The sequence below is a fragment of the Acinetobacter seohaensis genome, from assembly GCF_056431365.1.
Map to the genome: position 1 here is coordinate 44115 of NZ_JBWKMK010000050.1, position 19729 is coordinate 63843.

The window sequence follows — 19729 nt, forward strand, 5'->3', positions numbered from 1 at the left end:
TTATAAAAATTTTTGTGCAGCAGTTAATTTAGTGCCTTAACTGTCTGTAATAACTGTACGGTTTCATAGAGTGGCAGGCCGACAACATTGCTATAACTGCCCTCAATACGCGGAATATAACGTGCTGCGATGCCCTGAATCGCATAAGCACCCGCTTTTCCAATCGGCTCACCTGTTGCCCAGTAGCTTTCCATATCATCTAGGCTAAGCGATTGAAATTCAACCTGTGTACGTACCACTATACTGGATTTTTTCTGTTTTGTACGCACACAAACCCCTGAAAAAACATCATGTTTTCGACCAGAAAGTTGTGACCAAATGGCAAAGGCATGTGCTTTGGATTCTGGCTTGCCCAAAATCTGCCCATCTACGCCTAGACTGGTATCGGCAGCAATCACAATAGCATCAGGAAATAGCCGTAAAACCGCATCGGCTTTGGCACATGCCAACCGCTCAACATACGCGGCAACATCTTCGCCCGCTAAAATAGATTCATCGATGTCTGGACTGTAAATTTCAAATTCCAGCCCAAGCTGTTGCAGGAGTTCCCGACGGCGCGGTGAACTTGAGGCAAGAATTAAATGCGCCATTTTCGCAAGAAATAATACAGCACAGGCCAGAGCAAAATACTACTCAGCAAAGGTTGCCAATGACGGGCAAATGGGAACTGAATCCCACCCATGACTTGCATCACCCAAATCAGGGCGAGGTGAGCCAAAATTGCGATTACACTAATGACCCATAAATTCGCAAACGTCATAATACGGCGCTCACGAGTCAGGAAACGCGCCACAAAAGTAATCACCACAAAACTCAAGGCATTCATGCCCAAAGGTGCATCGAGGAGCAAGTCTGCAAACAAGCCTGTACCAAAGGCAAACCAAATACCACACCAAGTTGGTTGCCCAAGCACCCAAAACAAGGTCACCATCAACATAAACAATGGTCGCCAACCCGAGCCTGTATAAGACAGCGGATACACCATGAGTACAGATGCAGCAATTACAGAAAAAATAATCGGAAATAGTGGATCTTTATTCTTGTTTTGTCCGAGTCGGGTTTGTCCAATTTTAGCGATTGGCATTTGGCTGCTCCTTCGCTAAAGATTCTGAGAACAGCACCACCACATGATGACCACCCGCCAATTGTGCTGCAGGCATCACATCAATTTGTGCAAACTCACCAGAATTATGTCGGCTGATTTTGGCAATGCTTCCAACCAAATATCCTGCAGGGAAATGCTCGCCCAAGCCTGAGCTATAGACTTTCTCTCCAACCTGAATATTGGCACTGGTCGGTACATATTCCATTTTCAAACGCCCTAAATCGCCCGTACCCGACACAATGGCTCGCATGCCTGTATGTTCCAAACGCACTGAAAGTGAGTGTTCTTTGTCAGAAAGCAACATGACACGGCTACTGTGTGGATACACAGCAATGATCTGCCCCATAATGCCTTTATCATCCAAAACGGTTTGCCCGACTTTGAGCTGATTTTGTGAACCACGGTTAATCACAATAATGTGGCGCAAAGGATCGGCATCGGTACCAATTACTTCAGCAATTTCCATGCGTCCATCAATGATTAGAGGCGTATCGAGTAGACCACGCAGGCGGGTATTTTCTGCAGAGAGTTCAGACAATTTTTGCAAACGGACTTGAGCCTGTAATAGCTCTGCCTGCATCGCGGTATTTTCACGACGCAATTGAGCCTCAGACTTACTTTGTTGACTTAGCCATTCTCGCGACAATACAGGATAGCTTGCAAGGGCATAAATTGGATTATATGCCGCATACAAAACATCACGTGCAGGTTGAATTACATGCGGGACACGCCAGTTAAAGAACAGGATGACCAAGCAAGTAATGACCGCAATTATAAAAGAGCGAAAAGATGGCGGTTGTCTGGAAAACAGATTTGTTTGCACCGCCGAATCCTATGTATTAGCCAACAAATAACATATCGTGGTTTGGATTATCAAAGAATTCCAAGACCTTGCCACCACCACGGGTAACGCAAGTTAATGGTTCTTCTGCGACTACCACAGGCAAGCCAGTTTCCTGTGCCAAAAGCTTGTCTAGGTTACGCAATAACGCACCGCCACCGGTGAGCACAATTCCACGCTCTGCAATATCGGAAGAAAGTTCTGGTGGAGTTTGTTCCAGTGCAGATTTTACTGCCGATACAATGCTTTGTAACGGATCAGAAATGGCTTGGGTAATTTCATCAGAAGTTACAGTAATGGCACGTGGCACACCTTCTGCCAAGTTACGACCACGCACTTCAATTTCCAGTGGTTTAGCACCTTCATCTGGCAATGCCATGCCAACTTCTTTCTTAATAGTTTCTGCTGTGGTTTCACCAATCACACAACCATGTGCCTTGCGCACGTAGTTAATGATTTGCTCATCAAACACATCGCCACCAATACGCAATGAATCTGAATAAACACAACCTTGTAATGAAATAATCGCGATTTCTGTCGTGCCACCACCAACATCTACCACCATTGAGCCACAAGCTTGCTCGACAGGCATACCTGCACCAATTGCTGCTGCCATTGGCTCTTCAATTAAACGTACATCACGTGCGCCCGCATTAAACACGGCTTCACGAATGGCACGGCGCTCTACCAAAGTAGATTTGCATGGTACACACACCACTACACGCGGTGCAGGTGGGAATAAACGTTTTTCATGCACTTTGCCAATAAATTGGTTCAGCATGGTTTCAGTCACTTCAAAATCAGCGATGACACCATCTTTCATTGGGCGAATTGCAGAAATGTTTGCAGGGGTACGACCCAACATTTGTTTGGCATCAAGTCCGACTGCGGCAACAATTTTCTGTGAACCGCTGTGACGAATTGCCACAACTGTCGGTTCATTTAATATAATGCCTCGTCCTGGCGCATAAATAAGTGTATTTGCTGTACCTAAATCAATGGCTAGGTCTGGCGAAAACAAGCCAATTAGTCGTTTTAGAATCACGGAGTCGTTCTCGATTAAACTTTATGTGGACGCAAGTTGGCAACTTTAACTAAATGTGGTGCGTTGAACAAGTCAATCGCTTATTATAACGCACGATATTTTGAAATTTTTTATTAATACTGATTTTAGGTGATGTTATGTCTACCTCGGATGCTCAGCATTCTGCAGATTTAAATGCACAAACAGTTTCAGCAATTGCCCATCTTGCTCGTCTTAAACTCAATGATACGCAATCTGCTGAGTATGCTCAAAGTCTAAATAAAATTTTAGGCATGATGGAAAGCTTAAAAGGCATAAATACCGATGACGTTGAGCCTTTAAAAAGCCCATTTGACCACCCTCAACCATTACGTGAAGACGTCGTAACCGAACAGAATCATCGTGAGCAATATCAAGCTGTTGCCCCTGCAGTTCAGGATGGCTTGTACCTTGTTCCACGTGTGATTGAATAATTTATTCGGCTGTTACATTTTGACTTCATAAAAAGGTAAAAGAATTTTTCTCATGACAGATTTACATCGCTTATCGATTCGTGAAATCTCTGAGGGTTTAGCGGCAGCCAAATTCTCCTCTCGCGAACTAACAGAACATTATTTAAAACGTATTGCCAAAATTGATCCGCAAGTGCGCTCTTATGTCACCGTGACCAATGAAGTAGCACTGGCACAGGCGGATGCAGCCGATGCATTACGTCAGGCGGGTCAAGCGACAGCACTGACAGGTATTCCTGTTGCACATAAAGATATTTTTTGTACCCAAGGCATTAAAACCTCTGCGGGTTCAAAAATGCTGGACAATTTTATCTCGCCTTATGACGCAACTGTGGTGGCACAAGGTAAAAATGCAGGTTTGGTCACTTTGGGTAAAGTGAACATGGACGAATTCGCAATGGGTTCAACCTCTGAAAGTTCGTTCTATGGCGCGACCAAAAACCCATGGGCACTTGACCATGTACCGGGTGGTTCGTCAGGTGGTTCTGCTGCTGTCGTGGCGGCTGACCTTGCACCATTTGCTACAGGTACAGATACAGGTGGTTCAATCCGTCAGCCTGCGTCTTTCTGTGGTTTGACTGGTCTCAAACCAACTTACGGACGTGTTTCACGTTACGGCATCATCGCTTATGCATCATCTTTAGATCAGGCAGGCCCAATGGCACGCTCTGCAGAAGACTGCGCATATTTAATGAATGTAATGGCAGGTCATGACGCCAAAGACTCAACCTCTATGGATAAAGCGGTTGAAGATTATGTGGCGAACCTGAATGCAACAACGCTCAAAGGCTTACGCATTGGTATTCCGAAACAATACTTCAATGTGGCTGGTTTAGATGCTGCGGTGAAAGCACGTGTTGAAGAATCACTAAAAAAATTAGAAGAATTGGGCGCAGTATTGGTTGAGATTGACCTCAACATGACTGAAAGCTACGTGCCAACTTACTATCTGATTGCCCCTGCAGAAGCATCGTCCAACCTTTCTCGTTACGATGGTGTACGTTACGGCTACCGCGCAGAAAATCCTCAAGATATTTTAGACCTCTACAAACGTTCACGTTCTGAAGGTTTTGGTGCAGAAGTGCAACGTCGTATCTTGATTGGTACGTATGCTCTTTCTGCGGGTTATTACGATGCATACTACGTGAAAGCACAAAAAGTCCGTCGTTTAATTCAGCAAGACTTCTTAAAAGCCTTTGAACAGGTCGATGTGATTGCAGCACCAACTGCACCAACAACTGCCTACAAAATTGGCGCGTCTTTAGACCCTGTTGAAATGTATTTGGGTGATATTTACACCATCGCGGTGAACTTAGCGGGCTTACCTGCAATTAGTGCGCCTGTTGGTTTTGACCAAGATCACTTGCCTGTAGGTTTACAATTGATTGGCAATTACTGGTCTGAATCACAACTGTTATCTGTGGTACATCAGTATCAACAAGCGACCGATTGGCATACTCAACGCGCTGCAATTGCTGAGGAGAACGCATAATGGCGAAGAATACTGCTAAACCAAAATCAAACCTGATTGATGGTTGGGAAGTCGTGATTGGTATTGAGATTCATACTCAGCTTGCAACCAATTCTAAAATTTTCTCAGGTTCATCAACCGAATTTGGTCAAGACCCAAATACGCAAGCCAGCCTTGTTGATTTAGCTATGCCGGGCGTCTTGCCTGTGCTGAATAAAGAAGTGGTGGATTTGGCAATCCGTTTTGGTTTGGGTATTGATGCCTACATCGACCAAGCGTCTGTGTTTGCGCGTAAAAACTACTTCTACCCTGACTCGCCTAAAGGCTACCAAATTAGCCAGATGGACAACCCCATTGTCGGTTTGGGTCATATCGACATCCAACTTGAAGATGGCACGACCAAACGCATTGGCGTAACCCGTGCACACCTTGAAGAAGATGCGGGTAAGTCGATTCATGATCAATTTGAAGGCATGTCAGGTATTGACCTCAACCGTGCAGGTACGCCTTTGCTTGAAATTGTATCTGAACCCGATATGCGTTCGGTTGAAGAAGCCGTAGCTTATATTAAAGCGATTCATACACTGGTACGTTGGTTAGGTATTTCTGACGGTAACATGGCTGAAGGTTCATTCCGTGCCGACTGTAACGTGTCATTACGCCGTCCGGGACAACCTTTCGGTACACGTTGTGAATTGAAAAACCTGAACTCATTCCGTTTCATTGAACAGGCAATCAATGTTGAAATTGAACGTCAAATGGAAATCTTGGAATGGGATGGCACCATTGATCAGGAAACACGTTTGTTTGACCCTGTGAAGATGGAAACGCGTTCAATGCGTTCGAAGGAAGAAGCGAACGATTACCGCTACTTCCCTGATCCAGATTTGTTGCCTGTGGTTATTCCAGATGCGCAAATTGAAGCAATTAAAGCCACTATGCCTGAATTGCCTGCGGCACGTCGTGCACGTTTTGTAGCAGACTTTGCTGTGACTGAATACGATGCTCACGTTTTAACGCTTACTCGTGAAATGTCTGAATTTTACGAAGCTGTGGTTGCTGCAGCAGGTGGTGCGGCACACGGTAAAATTGCAGCAAACTGGGTAATGGGTGAATTCTCAGGTGCTTTGAACAAAGCAGGCTTAGATTTGGCTGATTCTCCTGTATCTGCGGAAAAACTTGGCGGTATGATCGCGCGTATTGTGGACAACACAATTAACGGTAAGATCGCGAAGCAAGTATTCGGCTTTATGTGGGAAGAAGGCAAATCTGCGGACGAAATCATTGCTGAAAAAGGCTTAAAGCAGGAAACAGATACAGGCGCAATTGAAGCAATTATTAAAGACGTACTTGCTGCGAACGAGAAGATGGTTGAAGAGTATAAATCTGGTAAAGAGAAAGCCTTTAACGGTCTTGTTGGTCAGGTAATGAAAGCTGCGAAAGGCAAAGCCAACCCTGCACAAGTAAATGAGTTGATGAAGAAATTGATTGGTTGATTAATTGACTAATTCGTTGTTTTTATGAGATAAAAACCCTACATTATGTAGGGTTTTTTTACGGTTAATAAAATGAAAATAGAAAAATTCAGTCCAGAAGTCTGTGAAAATCTTAAATGGTATGTTTATCGATTAGTCGATCCAAGAGATGGTTCGACCTTTTACATCGGTCGTGGACTTAACAATCGTATATTTGATCATGTAAATGGGCTACTAACTGATAAAGATGCAGAAGAAGATCTTCTTAGTTTAAAAATGAAACAGATCAGAGATATTCAATTATCGGGTTTAGATGTTATCCATATTATTCATCGCCATGCTTTAGAAAGCAAAAATATGGCTGAAGTTGTTGAGGCTTCATTAATTGATGCTTATTCAGGTCTAACAAATATTATGAATGGCAAAGGTAGTAATGAATATGGAGTAGCTAATATTCATGAAATTGTTACAGCATATCAAACTGAAACCGTAGAAATTACAGATGATGCTCTATTGATTTCAATTAATAGAACTGCTTTAGAACGTGGCGTATATGATGCAGTTAGATTTGCATGGAAACTTACTCCTTCAGAAGCCAATAAAGCAAAAATAATTTTAGCCACGGTACAAGGTGTGATCAAAGGCGTATTTGTGGCTGAACAATGGTTAGAAGCCACACAAGAAAACTTCCCGAACTTTATGCTGTTGGGTGAGGATGTCTATAATCACGAAACACGCTCAAAAAGATATGGGTTCACTGGGAAAAATGCACCTCCAGAATTTCAGACCAAGTATTTAGGCAAAAGAATTCCTGAAAAGTTCAGAAAAAAAGGGGCTAGTAACCCTATAAAGTACTCATGGAAAGCCAAAGATTAAGTTTGTCGGATTCCCCTACACAGGTGAATAAATTGATGAAGAATATGATTGGTTGATTAATTGACTAATTCTTTGTTTTTATGAGATAAAGACCCTACCTTGTGTAGGGTTTTATTTTTAGAGAAAATAATGGTTTTAAAAACGATCTTTAATGTTTCAGAAGAAAAAACAGCAAAATTAGCAGTATTAATTGATGCAGATAATGCTTCTGCAAAAGATATTGAAAATATTTTAAATGAGATCACTCAATACGGTGAGGCAACGGTAAAACGTATTTATGGTAACTTTGTCAGTCAAAATGGTAGTTGGAAGCAAGCTATTAATAATTTAGCGATTAAACCTATGCAGCAATTTGCTTATACAACAGGTAAAAATGCAACCGATGGTTTTATGATTATTGATGCAATGGATTTACTTTATACAGACCGTTTTGATGGCTTCTGCCTTGTATCAAGTGACAGTGACTTTACAGCCTTAGCAATACGCATTAAAGAGCAAGGGGCCACCGTTTATGGATTTGGCAAGAAACAAACGCCCGAAGCCTTCCGAAATGCTTGTTCTCACTTCACCTATGTCGAGAACCTAAGTGGATATGAAGAACCTCAAATTAAAGAACTCCCTTTGATTGAAACGAAGAAAGAACAGCATCCTCAACCCTCTAGTAAAACTGAAGTCTTAAACAACACCACTTCAGCGCAGAAACTACCACTACATATTATTAAACAAATTTTTGACAATCATGATACTGAATGGATTCCTGCTTCTTCATTCACATCGCAATGGAAACTTTTACAAAATGACTTTGATCCCAGAAACTATGGCTTTAAAAAAGTTGTTGATTTGATTAAAAGTCATACAAATATTTTTGACTATGACGAACGTATTTTTGATAGTGGACATAAACAAATTTACATAAAATTAAAAATTTAAAATTAAAAGTTGGCTTTGCAAGTGAGAATTACCCTCACTTCATGCCTCTTAACATATTCTTAGCCCCTGCATGATTATAATTATTGGCTAAATTCTGCAAAATACGTTTTGCCTGTGCATCTGAATTTGGAAAACGACTCCGATAACTCGAAACACCCGTTAAACAACGTGCCACCAACATACCAGATTCTGTATAAATACGTGTACCCTCTGCGCCCTGTAACTTGCCATAGTTATAAGCACGTTGTGCATTATTACAGGCATTAATCTGATTACGCCCACTATTTAAATCACGACGCGCAGCGACATATAAACGTGTCTGTTGCTGTTGTGGTGTTTCAACCACACGTGGTGAAGCTGTTTTTAATGATGCAACTACAGGCTCTTTTTTCTCTTCAGGTTTTTCTTTCACTTCAGCAACTTTAGTTGCATTTGTTGTTTTTGGATTACTTGGAGCTGCTTTAGGTGCAGTCTTTGCAGATGTAGAAACCGCTCGGTAAAAACGTCGCGCTTCATCTTCAGACATTATTTTAGTGACCAAACTCACCACTCGCGCTTCACCACGCTGTTCCGACTGGCGCTCTGCCACAGGCTCAATTGAGACAATCCAACTATCACCCTGACTACCTACACAGCGGTATGCCCCAATCCCCTGTTTTACATCTCGATAAGTATTGAGTAGTTTTTTAGACCATGCATTTTTGACTAAACTCATTGAGCTTTTATAGGCCAGCGTTAAGCGTCCATTTTGTGACTGACAATAGCTGCCCATATATTTACGTGGAATCATAGATTCAGCAGGCTGATCTTTGCGCTGTGGCCCCCAATAATAGACATATTCTTTAGCAGCACCACTGGGCTGATTTAAGTTTTTTTGAACAATCAGTTCTTGTGCAGATGCAAAATGCTTCACCGAATTTGGGCTAAATTGATCAACTGTTGCACAACCAAATAATAGGCTGCCAATTCCCCCAATCAAGAGTAATTTTTTGCAGGTCACGTCTCAATTCTCAATTGTTTTTATATCAATGAAAATATATGAATTGGGGCAAAATAACAAATACAACACCTTGATTTTATAGTTAATTAATCATAATTTTATTTGAATCAAGTTTGATATTTTTATAAAACAATCCAATTCATCACAGTTTTTTATGATTTTGAACACTAGCACCAGTATTATTTTTATACAACTGTTCAGATCAATTTATATTTGGCAGTCACCACTCTAAACATTCGAACGCGACATCCACAACACTTATGAATGTCGCCATCAAAACTATTGATCCAAGGTCGATTCAAATGCTTTTAAACGCTTATGAATAGACAAGAGCTCAATAATAGTCGGCCAAGACGCGATGAGGTACTGGAACGACTCACGGACTTTGCCAAATACGTTGGCGATTTGCATCATCAAGCCCAAGGTAATTGCCCCTGCGGCAATGCTTGGGAATAACACAAATAAGCCGTAAATATTGTCTAATTGCATATACCAAATACGCACCAAGTTAAAATAGGCGTAGTGGAAATATAGACGGAAATAATTAAAGCGCACCTTGCTAAACAGTTCTTTTAAACTCAGCGGATCGGCACGTTCTGGATGATCTTCACCATAAACCAGTTCTTTACGATATGCAGCTTCGACTTTTTGGTTGTTAAATTCCAAACCTGGAAGTTTTGCACCCACCACCATCAACACCACCGTACCAAATACTGCCCAGCCAACAGCCGCCCACACTAAGGCATACGGAATTTCCCCAATTATAGGCAAGGCTTTGACATGCACAGACAAACTAAACAGCACAGGTAAAAATGCCAACAAAGTCATTAGGGCTTCGACTAAATTCACCCCTAAAGTTTCCATGGTTCTGGCAAAACGCATGGTATCTTCTTGAATACGCTGTGATGCACCTTCAATATGTCTGAGTTTTTCCCAATGTGCGGTGTAATAATTATTCATTGCCGTACGCCAACGGAAGACATAGTGACTGACAAAAAACAAGTTCAAAACCATTAAGGTCACAGCCACCATGGCGATGTATAAAAAGGTCAGCACGCCTGTATAGAGCTCATTGACATCTCCACCACCACTACTGAGCATTTTTTGAATCAGGTCATAAAATGGGTTGTACCAAGCATTCACCACAACATTGACTTGTACCCCAAACCAAATATTGAACAGGATGAATGCCGATCCCCATACCGACCAACGCTGCCACGGGTTATTAGATTTAAATTTCCAAAAGGTGGCAAAAATAGTGGTTGATACAAAAAACCAGAAATAAAACCATAAAAATGCAGGTGACCAAAAACGACTGACATCAATGGGTAATGTTGCTTCGGCATAACCTTGTGGGAAGCCAATCCAACTGCCCCATGCGCTACCGCCTGAATACCACAAAGCCAGATTAATGGCGAACCAAACAAGCAATGAAATAAAAAACCACTTTGGATTTGGAAAAAATGACTTAAACATGCAGACAAAAAGCCTTTATTTTTTAAATTGGAATGTAAAATCCAGTGCCTTCACCACTTAAAAAAGCGTGAATGGATACTTTAACTTTTATACTTTATACGCTGTTTTTTCAGCAATAATTTTATTTTTATACTGAAAACTGTAAATTTCATCAATCGGCTATATTTTACTGCGCTGTTCATTTGCCATTCATCTAAGAAATTACATCAAATTTCAATTTCTTATATTTTTAAAATGTCAAATTATGAAGTATTGGGCAAATTTATTGCGATTTTTTGACCAACAATTCAAGTACAAAATATTTAAACCCGACACAAATTTACGATTTTGTGTAGATTATTCATCAATTTACTATATAATACAGTTGATTAAAAATAACTCATTTAGGGTGCGGTATGGAATCTCCAACAGAAAACATTGCTATTGAGCTACTTGAACCTATTGTTCTACGTAAAGAAAACTGCGCACCAATTGAATTCGAGCAAGGTACAATTTTAAAAGTTTTATTGGTTAATCCTAACTCCTACTTGGTTACCGTAGACGACGAATTTAACTTTACTGTCTCTTTAGAAGATGAAAATAAGGTGTGGCGTAAACTTTAATTACTGAGTCGCCACAAACTTTAATGATTGAATGTACGCAAAGCACATTCAATCATTAGATAAAGCTTGATAAATACGCTACTGCTTTCATGGCTTATAAAAACTAAACTTTCATTACACCTATCAATCACAGCATCCTTTTAATTTTTAGAAGTCCACTTCGGGTATGGCTCTCTGAAAATGTTGCCTAAGATTCAGTTTTCAATCCTCTGTATATCATTGTAGATTTTGCAACAATCTCATCAAAATCACCTTTATATTGGGCAAAATGAGATAAAAATTAGCTTTAAATTTTCATCTTATTTTCTCTATAAAAATCAATAAAATATACCAATTGATCAAACCAAAACAACAACAGCAATGACTTTAAATTCACTTTTACAACTAAGCAAAACCAAAATTAATCAAAAATTATGATAAGATCATGCTTCTTGTAAAACACATTTTTTTATAAAGATGAGTTGCTTAAGCAATTTTTACTGTCTTTAGTGTGTTTTATTTTTTCTATTTTTTTAATTCACATCCTATTTTGACAAGATCTACTTGATCTCTAAATTTAGGATTGTATTTGCTTATTTTTATAATGCGGATATTTAAAATCCTGAATTGTGTCACTCAAAATTGGAGAAGTAATTAAGAACTCAAAAACTAATGGAGATAGCAATGGATCGAATTGCAATTATTGGCGCTGGCCCAAGCGGCATGGCCCAATTAAGAGCGTTTCAGTCAGCAAAGGCCAAAGGTCTACAAGTTCCTGAAATTGTATGTTTCGAAAAACAAAATGATTGGGGTGGACTCTGGAACTATACTTGGCGCACAGGTATAGATGAACATGGCGAACCTGTCCACGGCAGTATGTACCGTTATTTATGGTCAAATGGCCCTAAAGAAGCGCTAGAATTTGCCGATTATACTTTTGATGAACACTTCAAAAAACCAATCGCGTCTTATCCGCCACGCGCAGTGTTGTGGGATTATATTCAAGGTCGTGCAGAAAAAGCACAGGTGAAAGACTTAGTCCGCTTTAATACCGCCGTTCAGCATATTCATTATGATGATGCGACGCAAAAATTTACGGTTGATGTCGAAGATTACGCACAGCAACGTCATTATTCAGAACAGTTTGATTATGTTGTGGTGGCCTCTGGGCACTTTTCTACCCCGCGTGTCCCTGTTTATGAAGGCTTTGATCAATTCCATGGTCGTATTTTACACGCGCATGATTTCCGTGATGCACTGGAATTTAAAGGTAAATCAGTGCTGTTGGTGGGCAGCAGCTACTCTGCCGAAGACATTGGTTCGCAATGTTATAAATACGGCGCCAAACAAATTTACAGTTGCTATCGCAGTAAAGCCATGGGCTTTAAGTGGCCCAAAAACTGGTCTGAAAAACCACAATTACTGCGTGTAGATGAAAATACTGCTTATTTTGGTGATGGAACATCGGCCAAAATTGATGCCATTATTTTATGTACGGGCTATTTACACCACTTCCCGTTTATTGAAGATGGCTTGCGCCTCAGAACGCATAACTGCCTTTATCCACTAGGTTTATATCAAGGTGTGGTTTGGGAAAAGAATCCACGTTTGTTCTATTTGGGTATGCAAGATCAATGGTACACCTTCAATATGTTCGATGCGCAGGCATGGTTTGTCCGCGATGTGATTTTGGGCAAAATTGCGTTGCCAAGCATAGAGGAAATGCAAAGCCATACCCAAACCTTGCATGAAAAAGAACAACGCTTAATGAGCGATGAACAATCTGCACGTTTTCAAGGGGATTACATCAAACGCCTGATTGCGCAGACCGACTATCCATCTTTCAATATTGATGCAGTACACGATATTTTCATGCAATGGAAAAAGCATAAAAAAGAAAATATTATGGGCTTTAGAGATAAAGTTTATCGCTCAGTGATGACAGGAAAAATGGCTAAACCGCATCACACACCATGGCTTTATGCACTAGATGATTCTTTGGAAAGTTATCTAGAAGATGAAGCTCAACGTGAGGCAATGTAAGGCGTAATCTAAAAGATCAAAGTAACGAAAAAACAGCTACAAGCCTCAAAAGTTTTGCTGATGAGGCTTGTGGTTTAAAGATTTATTTCAACTTAGCGTTATTTTAGAAATAGCGCTGATTATAAGTCTGACTTAGCACGTTTTAAGGCTTGTTGCCAACGCGCTAAATGTTCTGCACGCTCTGCTTCATTCATTTGGGGTTCAAATACCCGATCTAACTGCCAAGATGCTGAAATTTCAGATAAGTCAGAAAATACACCCGCCTTTAAACCTGCCATAGCTGCTGCTCCCCAAGCGGTTGATTCCAACATTTTAGGACGTAACACAGGCACATTTAAAATATCGGCTTGGAATTGCATCAACATATCATTTTGACTAGCACCACCATCGACTCGAAGCTCTTTCAGTGGATGATCTAAATCGGATTGCATCGCAGTGAGTACATCCGACACCTGAAATGCAATGGATTCCAAGGCAGCACGGGCAATATGTGCCTTGTTGGTGCCACGTGACATTCCACATAAAAGCGCTCGCGCTTCACTGTCCCAATGTGGCGCACCAAGCCCTGTAAATGCAGGAACTAGCACTACACCATCGCTAGAAGTTACACTATTGGCAAGTTGTTCCACATCGCTGCTTTTTTGGATAATACCCAAACCATCGCGCAGCCATTGCACTACAGCACCTGCCATAAAAACACTGCCTTCAAGGGCAAAATGGGTTTGATTTTGACATTGCCACGCCAAAGTAGTGAGTAACTTATTTTGGCTAAATTGCACCTGATTGCCTGTATTAAACAACATAAAACAGCCTGTGCCGTAGGTATTTTTTGCTGTACCAACTTCAAAGCACGATTGCCCAAACAACGCCGCCTGCTGATCGCCTAAAATACCTGTAATTGGGATATTCGCCCCCAATAAACCCGTTGCGGTATCTGCAATATAGCTGTCGGATGCAATAATTTTAGGTAAAACTGATGCGGAAATTTGAAATAATTCCAGCAATTCTTCATCCCAAGTTTGGTGATGTAAATTCATCAACATCGTTCTTGAAGCATTACTCGCTTCAATGACATGCTCTGCGCCTTGGGTCAAATTCCAGATTAACCAACTGTCGATGGTGCCAAAAGCCACATGCCCCTGCTGTGCCAATGCTTTTAATCCATCGACATGCTCAAGCAGCCACACCAGTTTGCCTGCACTAAAATACGGATCGATACGCAGACCTGTTTTTTGTTGAATCAATTGCATCTGGTTATTTTGAATCAGGTGATGACACCAATCTGCAGCACGACGATCTTGCCAAATTATTGCGGGCGCTAGAGGTTTGCCTGTGCGTTTATCCCACACTACTGTGGTTTCACGTTGATTGGTTACTCCAATTGCGCAAATGTCTTTGGCCAAAATATCTGCAGTTGCCAATGCCTGTTGCACCACTGCAATTTGATTTGACCAGATTTCTTTGGCATCTTGTTCCACCCAACCTGAATGTGGGGTCTGAATATGGGTTTCTCGTTGTGCCGTTGCCTGAACTTGTCCGTGTTCATTGAAGATGATGGCGCGACTAGAAGATGTGCCTTGATCGAGTGCCAGTAAATAACTCATATTTTTTATTGTGTTTGACTTGAAAAATAAAATATTAGCGCAATTATGTAACTAAGCGCATCGAAATGTGTAATTGTGCAGAAAATACATCGTAATTTTTGCCAGCTATGCTATGATTGCGCTGTGATATGGGGGTGTTATTGGCTTCGACGCTGATGATGAAGCTCATAGATGCATGCCGAGAGCGCATTTTCTCTCGTAAATCAAATTTGCATTAAAATAGTCGCAAACGACGAATCTTACGCTCTAGCTGCCTAAGGGCCGCTTGTCCGCTTCACTGAATACTTGTGGTCAGTGAACCCGACTGAAGCGCACGCACACAAGTCCGTATAGAGTTGAGCCTCGGGACTTTATACCAAACTTAGAGGATCGCACTTTGAACCCTGTTCGTCGGGTCTTAGAGTGTTAAAACAATAGACGATATCTAAGCATGTAGTATTCTCGAGTGTAGTGTTGGCGGACGCGGGTTCAACTCCCGCCACCTCCACCATATACCTAACAAAACATGGCAAAACATGCCAAGTTTTAAAAGATAAAGGCTTGATTCTAAAGGGATTGAGCCTTTTTTCTTGCCTAAACATAACTAAATATAACTAGCTACAGTGTACATACGCCGTGTACACCACCATGTACATTGCAAGATTTATTGAATCCGTTGGTGTACAAGCCATGAAAAGAACAGAAATAAAACGTAGACCTTTATCAGATACCGTACTAGCTAACCTAGAGCCTGAATCAAAAGAATATCGGGAGCTAGACGGCGATGGCTTATATTTCCGTGTAAAGCCTGATGGTAAAAAAGCATGGCTATTCAGATATAAAAAAGCTGATGGCAAATGGTCATGGTTGGGCATTGGTACATATCCTGATTTATCGGGTGCAGGTGCAAGAAAAAAAGCGAGAGAAATTATCAAGGATATTTCACACGGCGATAATCCAATCATTACCAAACAAGAACGCAAGCGACAGAATTTTGAACGCCCTCTTTTCTACCCATTAATTCAATTAAAAATGGGGGTATTACCAAGCGATCTAGGTTCAAATCCACTTTTAGGATTTAAGCCTTTTTATTGGACGGTTTATTCATCTCCAAACATTTTTCGCTTTCATCCCCCAAACCGAATAACTCTCCCGCACAATAACAAAATAGATTATATTCTCCTTAATTGATAAAAAATTATGCGGAGTACACATGCAGGTATTTCCCTTAGGCAAGCGAACGATTTCCGTGATTGTGGTCATTGTAGCTTTGGTTTTATTGTTAATTTACGTAGTCTTACGCACAGGCCCATTTGCCCCTGTCAACGTCACCCTCACGCAAGCCAAATATCAATCCATTCAACCTAGCCTGTTTGGCATAGCTACCGTTGAAGCGCGTTATAACTATAAAATTGGCCCAACTGCAGCAGGTCGCTTAAAAAACTTAAAAGTAGATATTGGCGATAACGTACAAGCAGGACAACTGTTAGGCGAAATGGATCCTGTCGATTTGGAAGATCGTTTATTGGCTCAACGTGCGATAATCCAAAAAATTACCGCTCAGCAACAAGACACTCAAATCCGTCAAAATTTTGCGCAGCAACAAGTCAATCGTTATCAACAACTAGCTAAAATCAATGCCACCAGCCAAGAATCTTTAGCCATTAAACAACAAGAGCTCGATTTGGCAACGGCGGCACTCAGCGCGATGCAACAAGAACTCAATAAAGCACGTGCAGACCTGAATACCTTACAAGCACAGCGTGATAATTTAAATTTAGTGGCCACAGCTGCAGGTGTCGTCACTGCACGTTATGCAGAACCGGGTTCAACGGTGGTAGCAGGTCAAACCGTACTAGAAATTGTCGATCCTAACTCCATTTGGATGAATGCCCGTTTCGATCAATCCAGTGCGATTGGTTTAGCTGCTGACTTACCAGCTCAAATTCATTTACGTTCACGGCAAAATAATGCTTTGGCAGGTCATGTGTTATGGGTAGAACCTCGTGCCGATGCCATTACCGAAGAAATTTTAGCTAAAGTGGTTTTTAATCAACCTCCAACGCCTCTTCCGCCTTTGGGTGAGTTAGCAGAAGTCACCATCAGCCTCGCACCATTGGCACGCAGCTTAACCATTCCCAATGCGGCAGTTCACCGTATCAATAACCAAGTAGGCGTGTGGAAAGTTGTGGCCGAAAAGCCGCAATTTGTTGAAGTTCAATTAGGACGTTCAAATTTAGCGGGCGATGTGCAAGTGCTCGCAGGCTTATCCGAAAATGATCAAGTGGTGCTGTATAGTGAAAAACCCCTACATGCCAAAAACCGTTTACGGGTTGTCAAGCAACTTGCAGGAGCAGCTAAATGATTAGTCTGGCAGGTCGTGATATTTTCCATTCATGGGGTAAATTTGTATTTACTGGCTTTGGACTCGGCTTGCTGATTGGTGTGACCTTAATTATGGCTGGCGTGTATCGCGGCATGGTAGATGATGCCAAAGCCCTGCTGAATAACAGTGGTGCTGACCTATGGGTAGTGCAGCAAGATACACTTGGCCCTTATGCAGAACCTTCAAGTGTGCGTGATGATTTATATCGCAGCGTGATGAATATGCCCGGGGTGGCGCATGCTTCAAATATTACTTATTTAACCATGCAAGTGCATCATCAAGATAAAGATATTCGCTCGATGGTGGTCGGGATTCAAACAGGTGAACATGCGTGGAATAACTTGGGGTGGCCGCCACATTTATTGGCAGGACGTCAATTGACCCGCGGGCACTATGAAGCCGTAGCCGACATGAGTACGGGATTAAAGTTGGGTGATCGTATTAAAATCCGTCGTAACACCTTTACCGTGGTGGGTTTAACCCGACGCATGGTGTCTTCGGGTGGTGACCCGATGATTTTTATTCCGCTGAAAGATGCACAACAGGCGCAATTCCAAAAGGACAATGCTGCCATTTTACAAGACCGTAGACGAATTGCAGTAAACCCAATTTATAACCGCCCTGCTTATCCTGACTTGCTTGAAAGCGTACTCAATGCACAAAGTAGCAACCGTTATGTGAATGCTATTTTAGTCCGTTTAAATGCAGGTGCTTCAGCTGAAGAAACAGCAGCACATATTCAGCGTTGGCAACAACTAACAGTCTATACCCGCCCGCAGATGGAACACATTTTAATCAGCAAAATGATTGCCACATCCGCCAAACAAATTGCCATGTTTTTGGTGATTTTGGCCTTGGTCAGCGCCGCGATTGTGGCATTTATTATTTATACCCTGACTATGGACAAAATTCGTGAAATTGCGGTCTTAAAATTAATTGGCACACGCAATCGCACAATCGCTTGGATGATCTTGCAACAAGCACTCGCGCTTGGATTAATTGGGTTTGCTGTTGGTAAAATCAGTTCAACCTTTGCCGCACCATATTTCCCGAAATATGTCTTATTGGTTCCGCAAGATTCTATTTTTGGATTTATTGCGGTGATGCTGATTTGCATGTTAGCCAGTTTGGTTGCAATTCGGATGGCACTGCGCATTGACCCTGCCGAAGCAATTGGGGGATAACATGACACACGGCATTTTAATTGAAGGTTTAAAAAAGCGTTTTGGACAAGGTGACAATGCCTTTTATGCCTTAAAAGATGTCAAAATGCAGGTTGCACCCGGTGAAGTGGTTGGGCTGATTGGCCCCTCAGGTTCGGGTAAAAGCACCTTGCTCAAATGTTTAGGTGCCGTGATTGATCCTACCGAAGGACGCATGACTTTGGGCGATGAGGTGATTTTTGATCAACGTTGGTTAGTCAAAGACTTAAGTGCCTTACGCCGCGATAAAATTGGTTTTATGTTCCAAACCCCGTACTTAATTCCTTTTTTAAATGTTTTGGATAATGTAGCGCTGCTGCCGATGTTAGCAGGCGTAGCCAATGACATTGCCCGCGCCCGCGCATTGGAAATTTTAACGGCGCTCGATGTGCAGCATCGGGTACATGCCATGCCTGGGCAATTGTCTGGTGGTGAACAACAGCGTGTCGCCATTGCACGTGGTTTGATTAATCAACCGCCTGTGATTTTAGCCGATGAACCCACTGCACCATTGGATAGTGTACGCGCGATGACCGTGATTCGCTTATTACACGAAATGGCAGAAAAATTTCAAACTGCAATTATTGTAGTCACACATGACGATAAAATCATCCCTACCTTTAAACGCTTGTACCACATTCGAGATGGTGTGACTTATGAAGAACAAGGCGAAGGACGTCCTTTTAAGTAGGCTCTAAAGTTTTCAGCGCTGGAAACTGATGTTTTAGCTCAATATCAAAAGCAATAAAATATCTGCATTTCAAGTTACATGCGACACAATGCTAAAAAACGGTTGATGTGGTATTCTGATAGCATCAGAAATGCAAAAATATAATACTTACTAGCTTCATACTGTTCTTGGAATTTAATCAAAATACGCATATATTGATTAAATAGAGCAATTTATTCTTAATCCAAGAATTGACGCGCTAACCATGAAACTTAATCACCTAGAGGTTTTAGATATGTCAACTAGAAACCGAACCAATGAAAGTGAAATCGCTACAGCTGCAGCTGACGTTTTGCGTGAACGCTTCATTGCAGTAGCTCACAGTGATCGAGTACTTTATGTGGAAAATGATGCCTTAGTCAGCAAAACCCCGAATGGCAAACCAGTTTTAATCAAACAGTTATCTGGTCGGAACCCTGATCTAGCCCGCCAGTTTAATGGTCGCAGAACCTTTAAAATTAGAAAACGTAACATAGAGGCTACTGCAGAATAAT

18 protein-coding genes, 1 other RNA gene and 1 pseudogene are annotated in these 19729 nt (G+C 41.6%); 13 read left to right on the forward strand and 7 right to left on the reverse strand.

What is annotated here, in order from left to right:
• Positions 1-23 precede the first annotated feature (23 nt).
• From AC07E5_RS08770 to AC07E5_RS08785, 4 genes are read right to left on the reverse strand one after another with little or no spacing between them, the layout of a single operon-like run.
• Positions 24-590 carry a Maf-like protein gene (locus tag AC07E5_RS08770; RefSeq protein ID WP_004975413.1) on the reverse strand — a complete coding sequence of 189 codons (567 nt, stop codon included), beginning with the start codon at positions 588-590 and terminating at the stop codon, positions 24-26.
• Positions 578-1084 (reverse strand): rod shape-determining protein MreD, encoded by a 507-nt coding sequence (gene mreD, locus AC07E5_RS08775; protein ID WP_154320436.1) that lies wholly within the window; start codon positions 1082-1084, stop codon positions 578-580. The genes AC07E5_RS08770 and mreD overlap by 13 nt, the downstream gene beginning before the upstream one ends.
• Positions 1071-1928: a rod shape-determining protein MreC gene (gene mreC / locus AC07E5_RS08780; RefSeq protein WP_167846190.1), complete on the reverse strand. Its 858-nt coding sequence runs from the start codon at positions 1926-1928 to the stop codon at positions 1071-1073. The genes mreD and mreC overlap by 14 nt, the downstream gene beginning before the upstream one ends.
• Positions 1929-1944: 16 nt before the next feature.
• Entirely contained in the window at positions 1945-2991 is a 1047-nt protein-coding gene (locus tag AC07E5_RS08785; RefSeq protein ID WP_004975408.1) for a rod shape-determining protein, read from the reverse strand.
• Positions 2992-3128: 137 nt separating this feature from the next.
• Between AC07E5_RS08785 and gatC the strand changes: the two genes are divergently transcribed.
• From gatC to AC07E5_RS08810, 5 genes are all read left to right on the forward strand, one after another.
• The gene (gene gatC / locus AC07E5_RS08790) at positions 3129-3443 is read left to right on the forward strand and encodes an Asp-tRNA(Asn)/Glu-tRNA(Gln) amidotransferase subunit GatC (RefSeq protein WP_004975405.1); all 315 of its coding nucleotides are present in this window, start codon (positions 3129-3131) and stop codon (positions 3441-3443) included.
• Between the two features lie 52 nt (positions 3444-3495).
• Positions 3496-4974, forward strand: a complete 1479-nt coding sequence (gatA, locus tag AC07E5_RS08795) for an Asp-tRNA(Asn)/Glu-tRNA(Gln) amidotransferase subunit GatA (protein WP_004975402.1) — start codon at positions 3496-3498, stop codon at positions 4972-4974.
• Positions 4974-6449 carry an Asp-tRNA(Asn)/Glu-tRNA(Gln) amidotransferase subunit GatB gene (gatB, locus tag AC07E5_RS08800; RefSeq protein WP_179988605.1) on the forward strand — a complete coding sequence of 492 codons (1476 nt, stop codon included), beginning with the start codon at positions 4974-4976 and terminating at the stop codon, positions 6447-6449. The genes gatA and gatB overlap by 1 nt, the downstream gene beginning before the upstream one ends.
• Positions 6450-6521: 72 nt before the next feature.
• Positions 6522-7304: an LEM-3-like GIY-YIG domain-containing protein gene (locus AC07E5_RS08805; RefSeq protein WP_019838362.1), complete on the forward strand. Its 783-nt coding sequence runs from the start codon at positions 6522-6524 to the stop codon at positions 7302-7304.
• Positions 7305-7433: 129 nt separating this feature from the next.
• Positions 7434-8234 carry an NYN domain-containing protein gene (locus tag AC07E5_RS08810; protein WP_019838361.1) on the forward strand — a complete coding sequence of 267 codons (801 nt, stop codon included), beginning with the start codon at positions 7434-7436 and terminating at the stop codon, positions 8232-8234.
• A 34-nt stretch (positions 8235-8268) separates the two neighbouring features.
• Here AC07E5_RS08810 and AC07E5_RS08815 read toward each other — a convergent pair whose 3' ends face one another.
• Positions 8269-9234, reverse strand: a complete 966-nt coding sequence (locus AC07E5_RS08815; protein WP_498625265.1) for a hypothetical protein — start codon at positions 9232-9234, stop codon at positions 8269-8271.
• A gap of 279 nt (positions 9235-9513) precedes the next feature.
• Positions 9514-10710 (reverse strand): peptide antibiotic transporter SbmA, encoded by a 1197-nt coding sequence (sbmA, locus tag AC07E5_RS08820; RefSeq protein ID WP_179991304.1) that lies wholly within the window; start codon positions 10708-10710, stop codon positions 9514-9516.
• Positions 10711-11105: 395 nt separating this feature from the next.
• Between sbmA and AC07E5_RS08825 the strand changes: the two genes are divergently transcribed.
• Together AC07E5_RS08825 and AC07E5_RS08830 are read left to right on the forward strand one after the other, a co-directional pair.
• Positions 11106-11312, forward strand: a complete 207-nt coding sequence (locus tag AC07E5_RS08825; RefSeq protein ID WP_004975391.1) for a hypothetical protein — start codon at positions 11106-11108, stop codon at positions 11310-11312.
• A 663-nt stretch (positions 11313-11975) separates the two neighbouring features.
• Positions 11976-13334, forward strand: a complete 1359-nt coding sequence (locus AC07E5_RS08830; protein ID WP_136144449.1) for a trimethylamine monooxygenase — start codon at positions 11976-11978, stop codon at positions 13332-13334.
• Positions 13335-13453: 119 nt separating this feature from the next.
• Here AC07E5_RS08830 and glpK read toward each other — a convergent pair whose 3' ends face one another.
• Positions 13454-14938 (reverse strand): glycerol kinase GlpK, encoded by a 1485-nt coding sequence (gene glpK, locus AC07E5_RS08835; RefSeq protein ID WP_498625267.1) that lies wholly within the window; start codon positions 14936-14938, stop codon positions 13454-13456.
• A 130-nt stretch (positions 14939-15068) separates the two neighbouring features.
• On the opposite strand from glpK, the gene ssrA reads away from it, so the two are divergent.
• From ssrA to AC07E5_RS08865, 6 genes and pseudogenes are all read left to right on the forward strand, one after another.
• Positions 15069-15428: a transfer-messenger RNA gene (gene ssrA / locus AC07E5_RS08840) on the forward strand.
• Positions 15429-15607: 179 nt separating this feature from the next.
• Positions 15608-15919: pseudogene (locus AC07E5_RS08845) on the forward strand (Arm DNA-binding domain-containing protein); the annotation flags it as partial.
• Between the two features lie 211 nt (positions 15920-16130).
• Positions 16131-17282 carry an efflux RND transporter periplasmic adaptor subunit gene (locus AC07E5_RS08850; RefSeq protein WP_154320428.1) on the forward strand — a complete coding sequence of 384 codons (1152 nt, stop codon included), beginning with the start codon at positions 16131-16133 and terminating at the stop codon, positions 17280-17282.
• A complete protein-coding gene (locus AC07E5_RS08855) occupies positions 17279-18487 on the forward strand; it encodes an ABC transporter permease (protein WP_136144179.1) in 1209 nt (402 codons plus the stop codon). The genes AC07E5_RS08850 and AC07E5_RS08855 overlap by 4 nt, the downstream gene beginning before the upstream one ends.
• A 1-nt stretch (position 18488) precedes the next feature.
• Positions 18489-19196, forward strand: coding sequence for an ABC transporter ATP-binding protein (locus tag AC07E5_RS08860; protein WP_096902281.1), 708 nt, complete (start codon positions 18489-18491; stop codon positions 19194-19196).
• 274 nt (positions 19197-19470) lie between these two features.
• Positions 19471-19728: a hypothetical protein gene (locus tag AC07E5_RS08865; RefSeq protein ID WP_004975373.1), complete on the forward strand. Its 258-nt coding sequence runs from the start codon at positions 19471-19473 to the stop codon at positions 19726-19728.
• Position 19729 lies beyond the last annotated feature (1 nt).

Bases quoted from the DNA above. Each gene is read 5' to 3' on its own strand.
- AC07E5_RS08770 (WP_004975413.1), bottom strand. From the start codon at position 590: ATGGCGCATTTAATTCTTGCCTCAAGTTCACCGCGCCGTCGGGAACTC.
- AC07E5_RS08810 (WP_019838361.1), top strand. From the start codon at position 7,434: ATGGTTTTAAAAACGATCTTTAATGTTTCAGAAGAAAAAACAGCAAAA.
- AC07E5_RS08850 (WP_154320428.1), top strand. From the start codon at position 16,131: ATGCAGGTATTTCCCTTAGGCAAGCGAACGATTTCCGTGATTGTGGTC.
- AC07E5_RS08865 (WP_004975373.1), top strand. From the start codon at position 19,471: ATGTCAACTAGAAACCGAACCAATGAAAGTGAAATCGCTACAGCTGCA.
- AC07E5_RS08855 (WP_136144179.1), top strand. From the start codon at position 17,279: ATGATTAGTCTGGCAGGTCGTGATATTTTCCATTCATGGGGTAAATTT.
- AC07E5_RS08860 (WP_096902281.1), top strand. From the start codon at position 18,489: ATGACACACGGCATTTTAATTGAAGGTTTAAAAAAGCGTTTTGGACAA.
- AC07E5_RS08825 (WP_004975391.1), top strand. From the start codon at position 11,106: ATGGAATCTCCAACAGAAAACATTGCTATTGAGCTACTTGAACCTATT.
- gatC (WP_004975405.1), top strand. From the start codon at position 3,129: ATGTCTACCTCGGATGCTCAGCATTCTGCAGATTTAAATGCACAAACA.
- AC07E5_RS08805 (WP_019838362.1), top strand. From the start codon at position 6,522: ATGAAAATAGAAAAATTCAGTCCAGAAGTCTGTGAAAATCTTAAATGG.
- mreD (WP_154320436.1), bottom strand. From the start codon at position 1,084: ATGCCAATCGCTAAAATTGGACAAACCCGACTCGGACAAAACAAGAAT.
- AC07E5_RS08830 (WP_136144449.1), top strand. From the start codon at position 11,976: ATGGATCGAATTGCAATTATTGGCGCTGGCCCAAGCGGCATGGCCCAA.
- glpK (WP_498625267.1), bottom strand. From the start codon at position 14,938: ATGAGTTATTTACTGGCACTCGATCAAGGCACATCTTCTAGTCGCGCC.
- gatA (WP_004975402.1), top strand. From the start codon at position 3,496: ATGACAGATTTACATCGCTTATCGATTCGTGAAATCTCTGAGGGTTTA.
- sbmA (WP_179991304.1), bottom strand. From the start codon at position 10,710: ATGTTTAAGTCATTTTTTCCAAATCCAAAGTGGTTTTTTATTTCATTG.
- gatB (WP_179988605.1), top strand. From the start codon at position 4,974: ATGGCGAAGAATACTGCTAAACCAAAATCAAACCTGATTGATGGTTGG.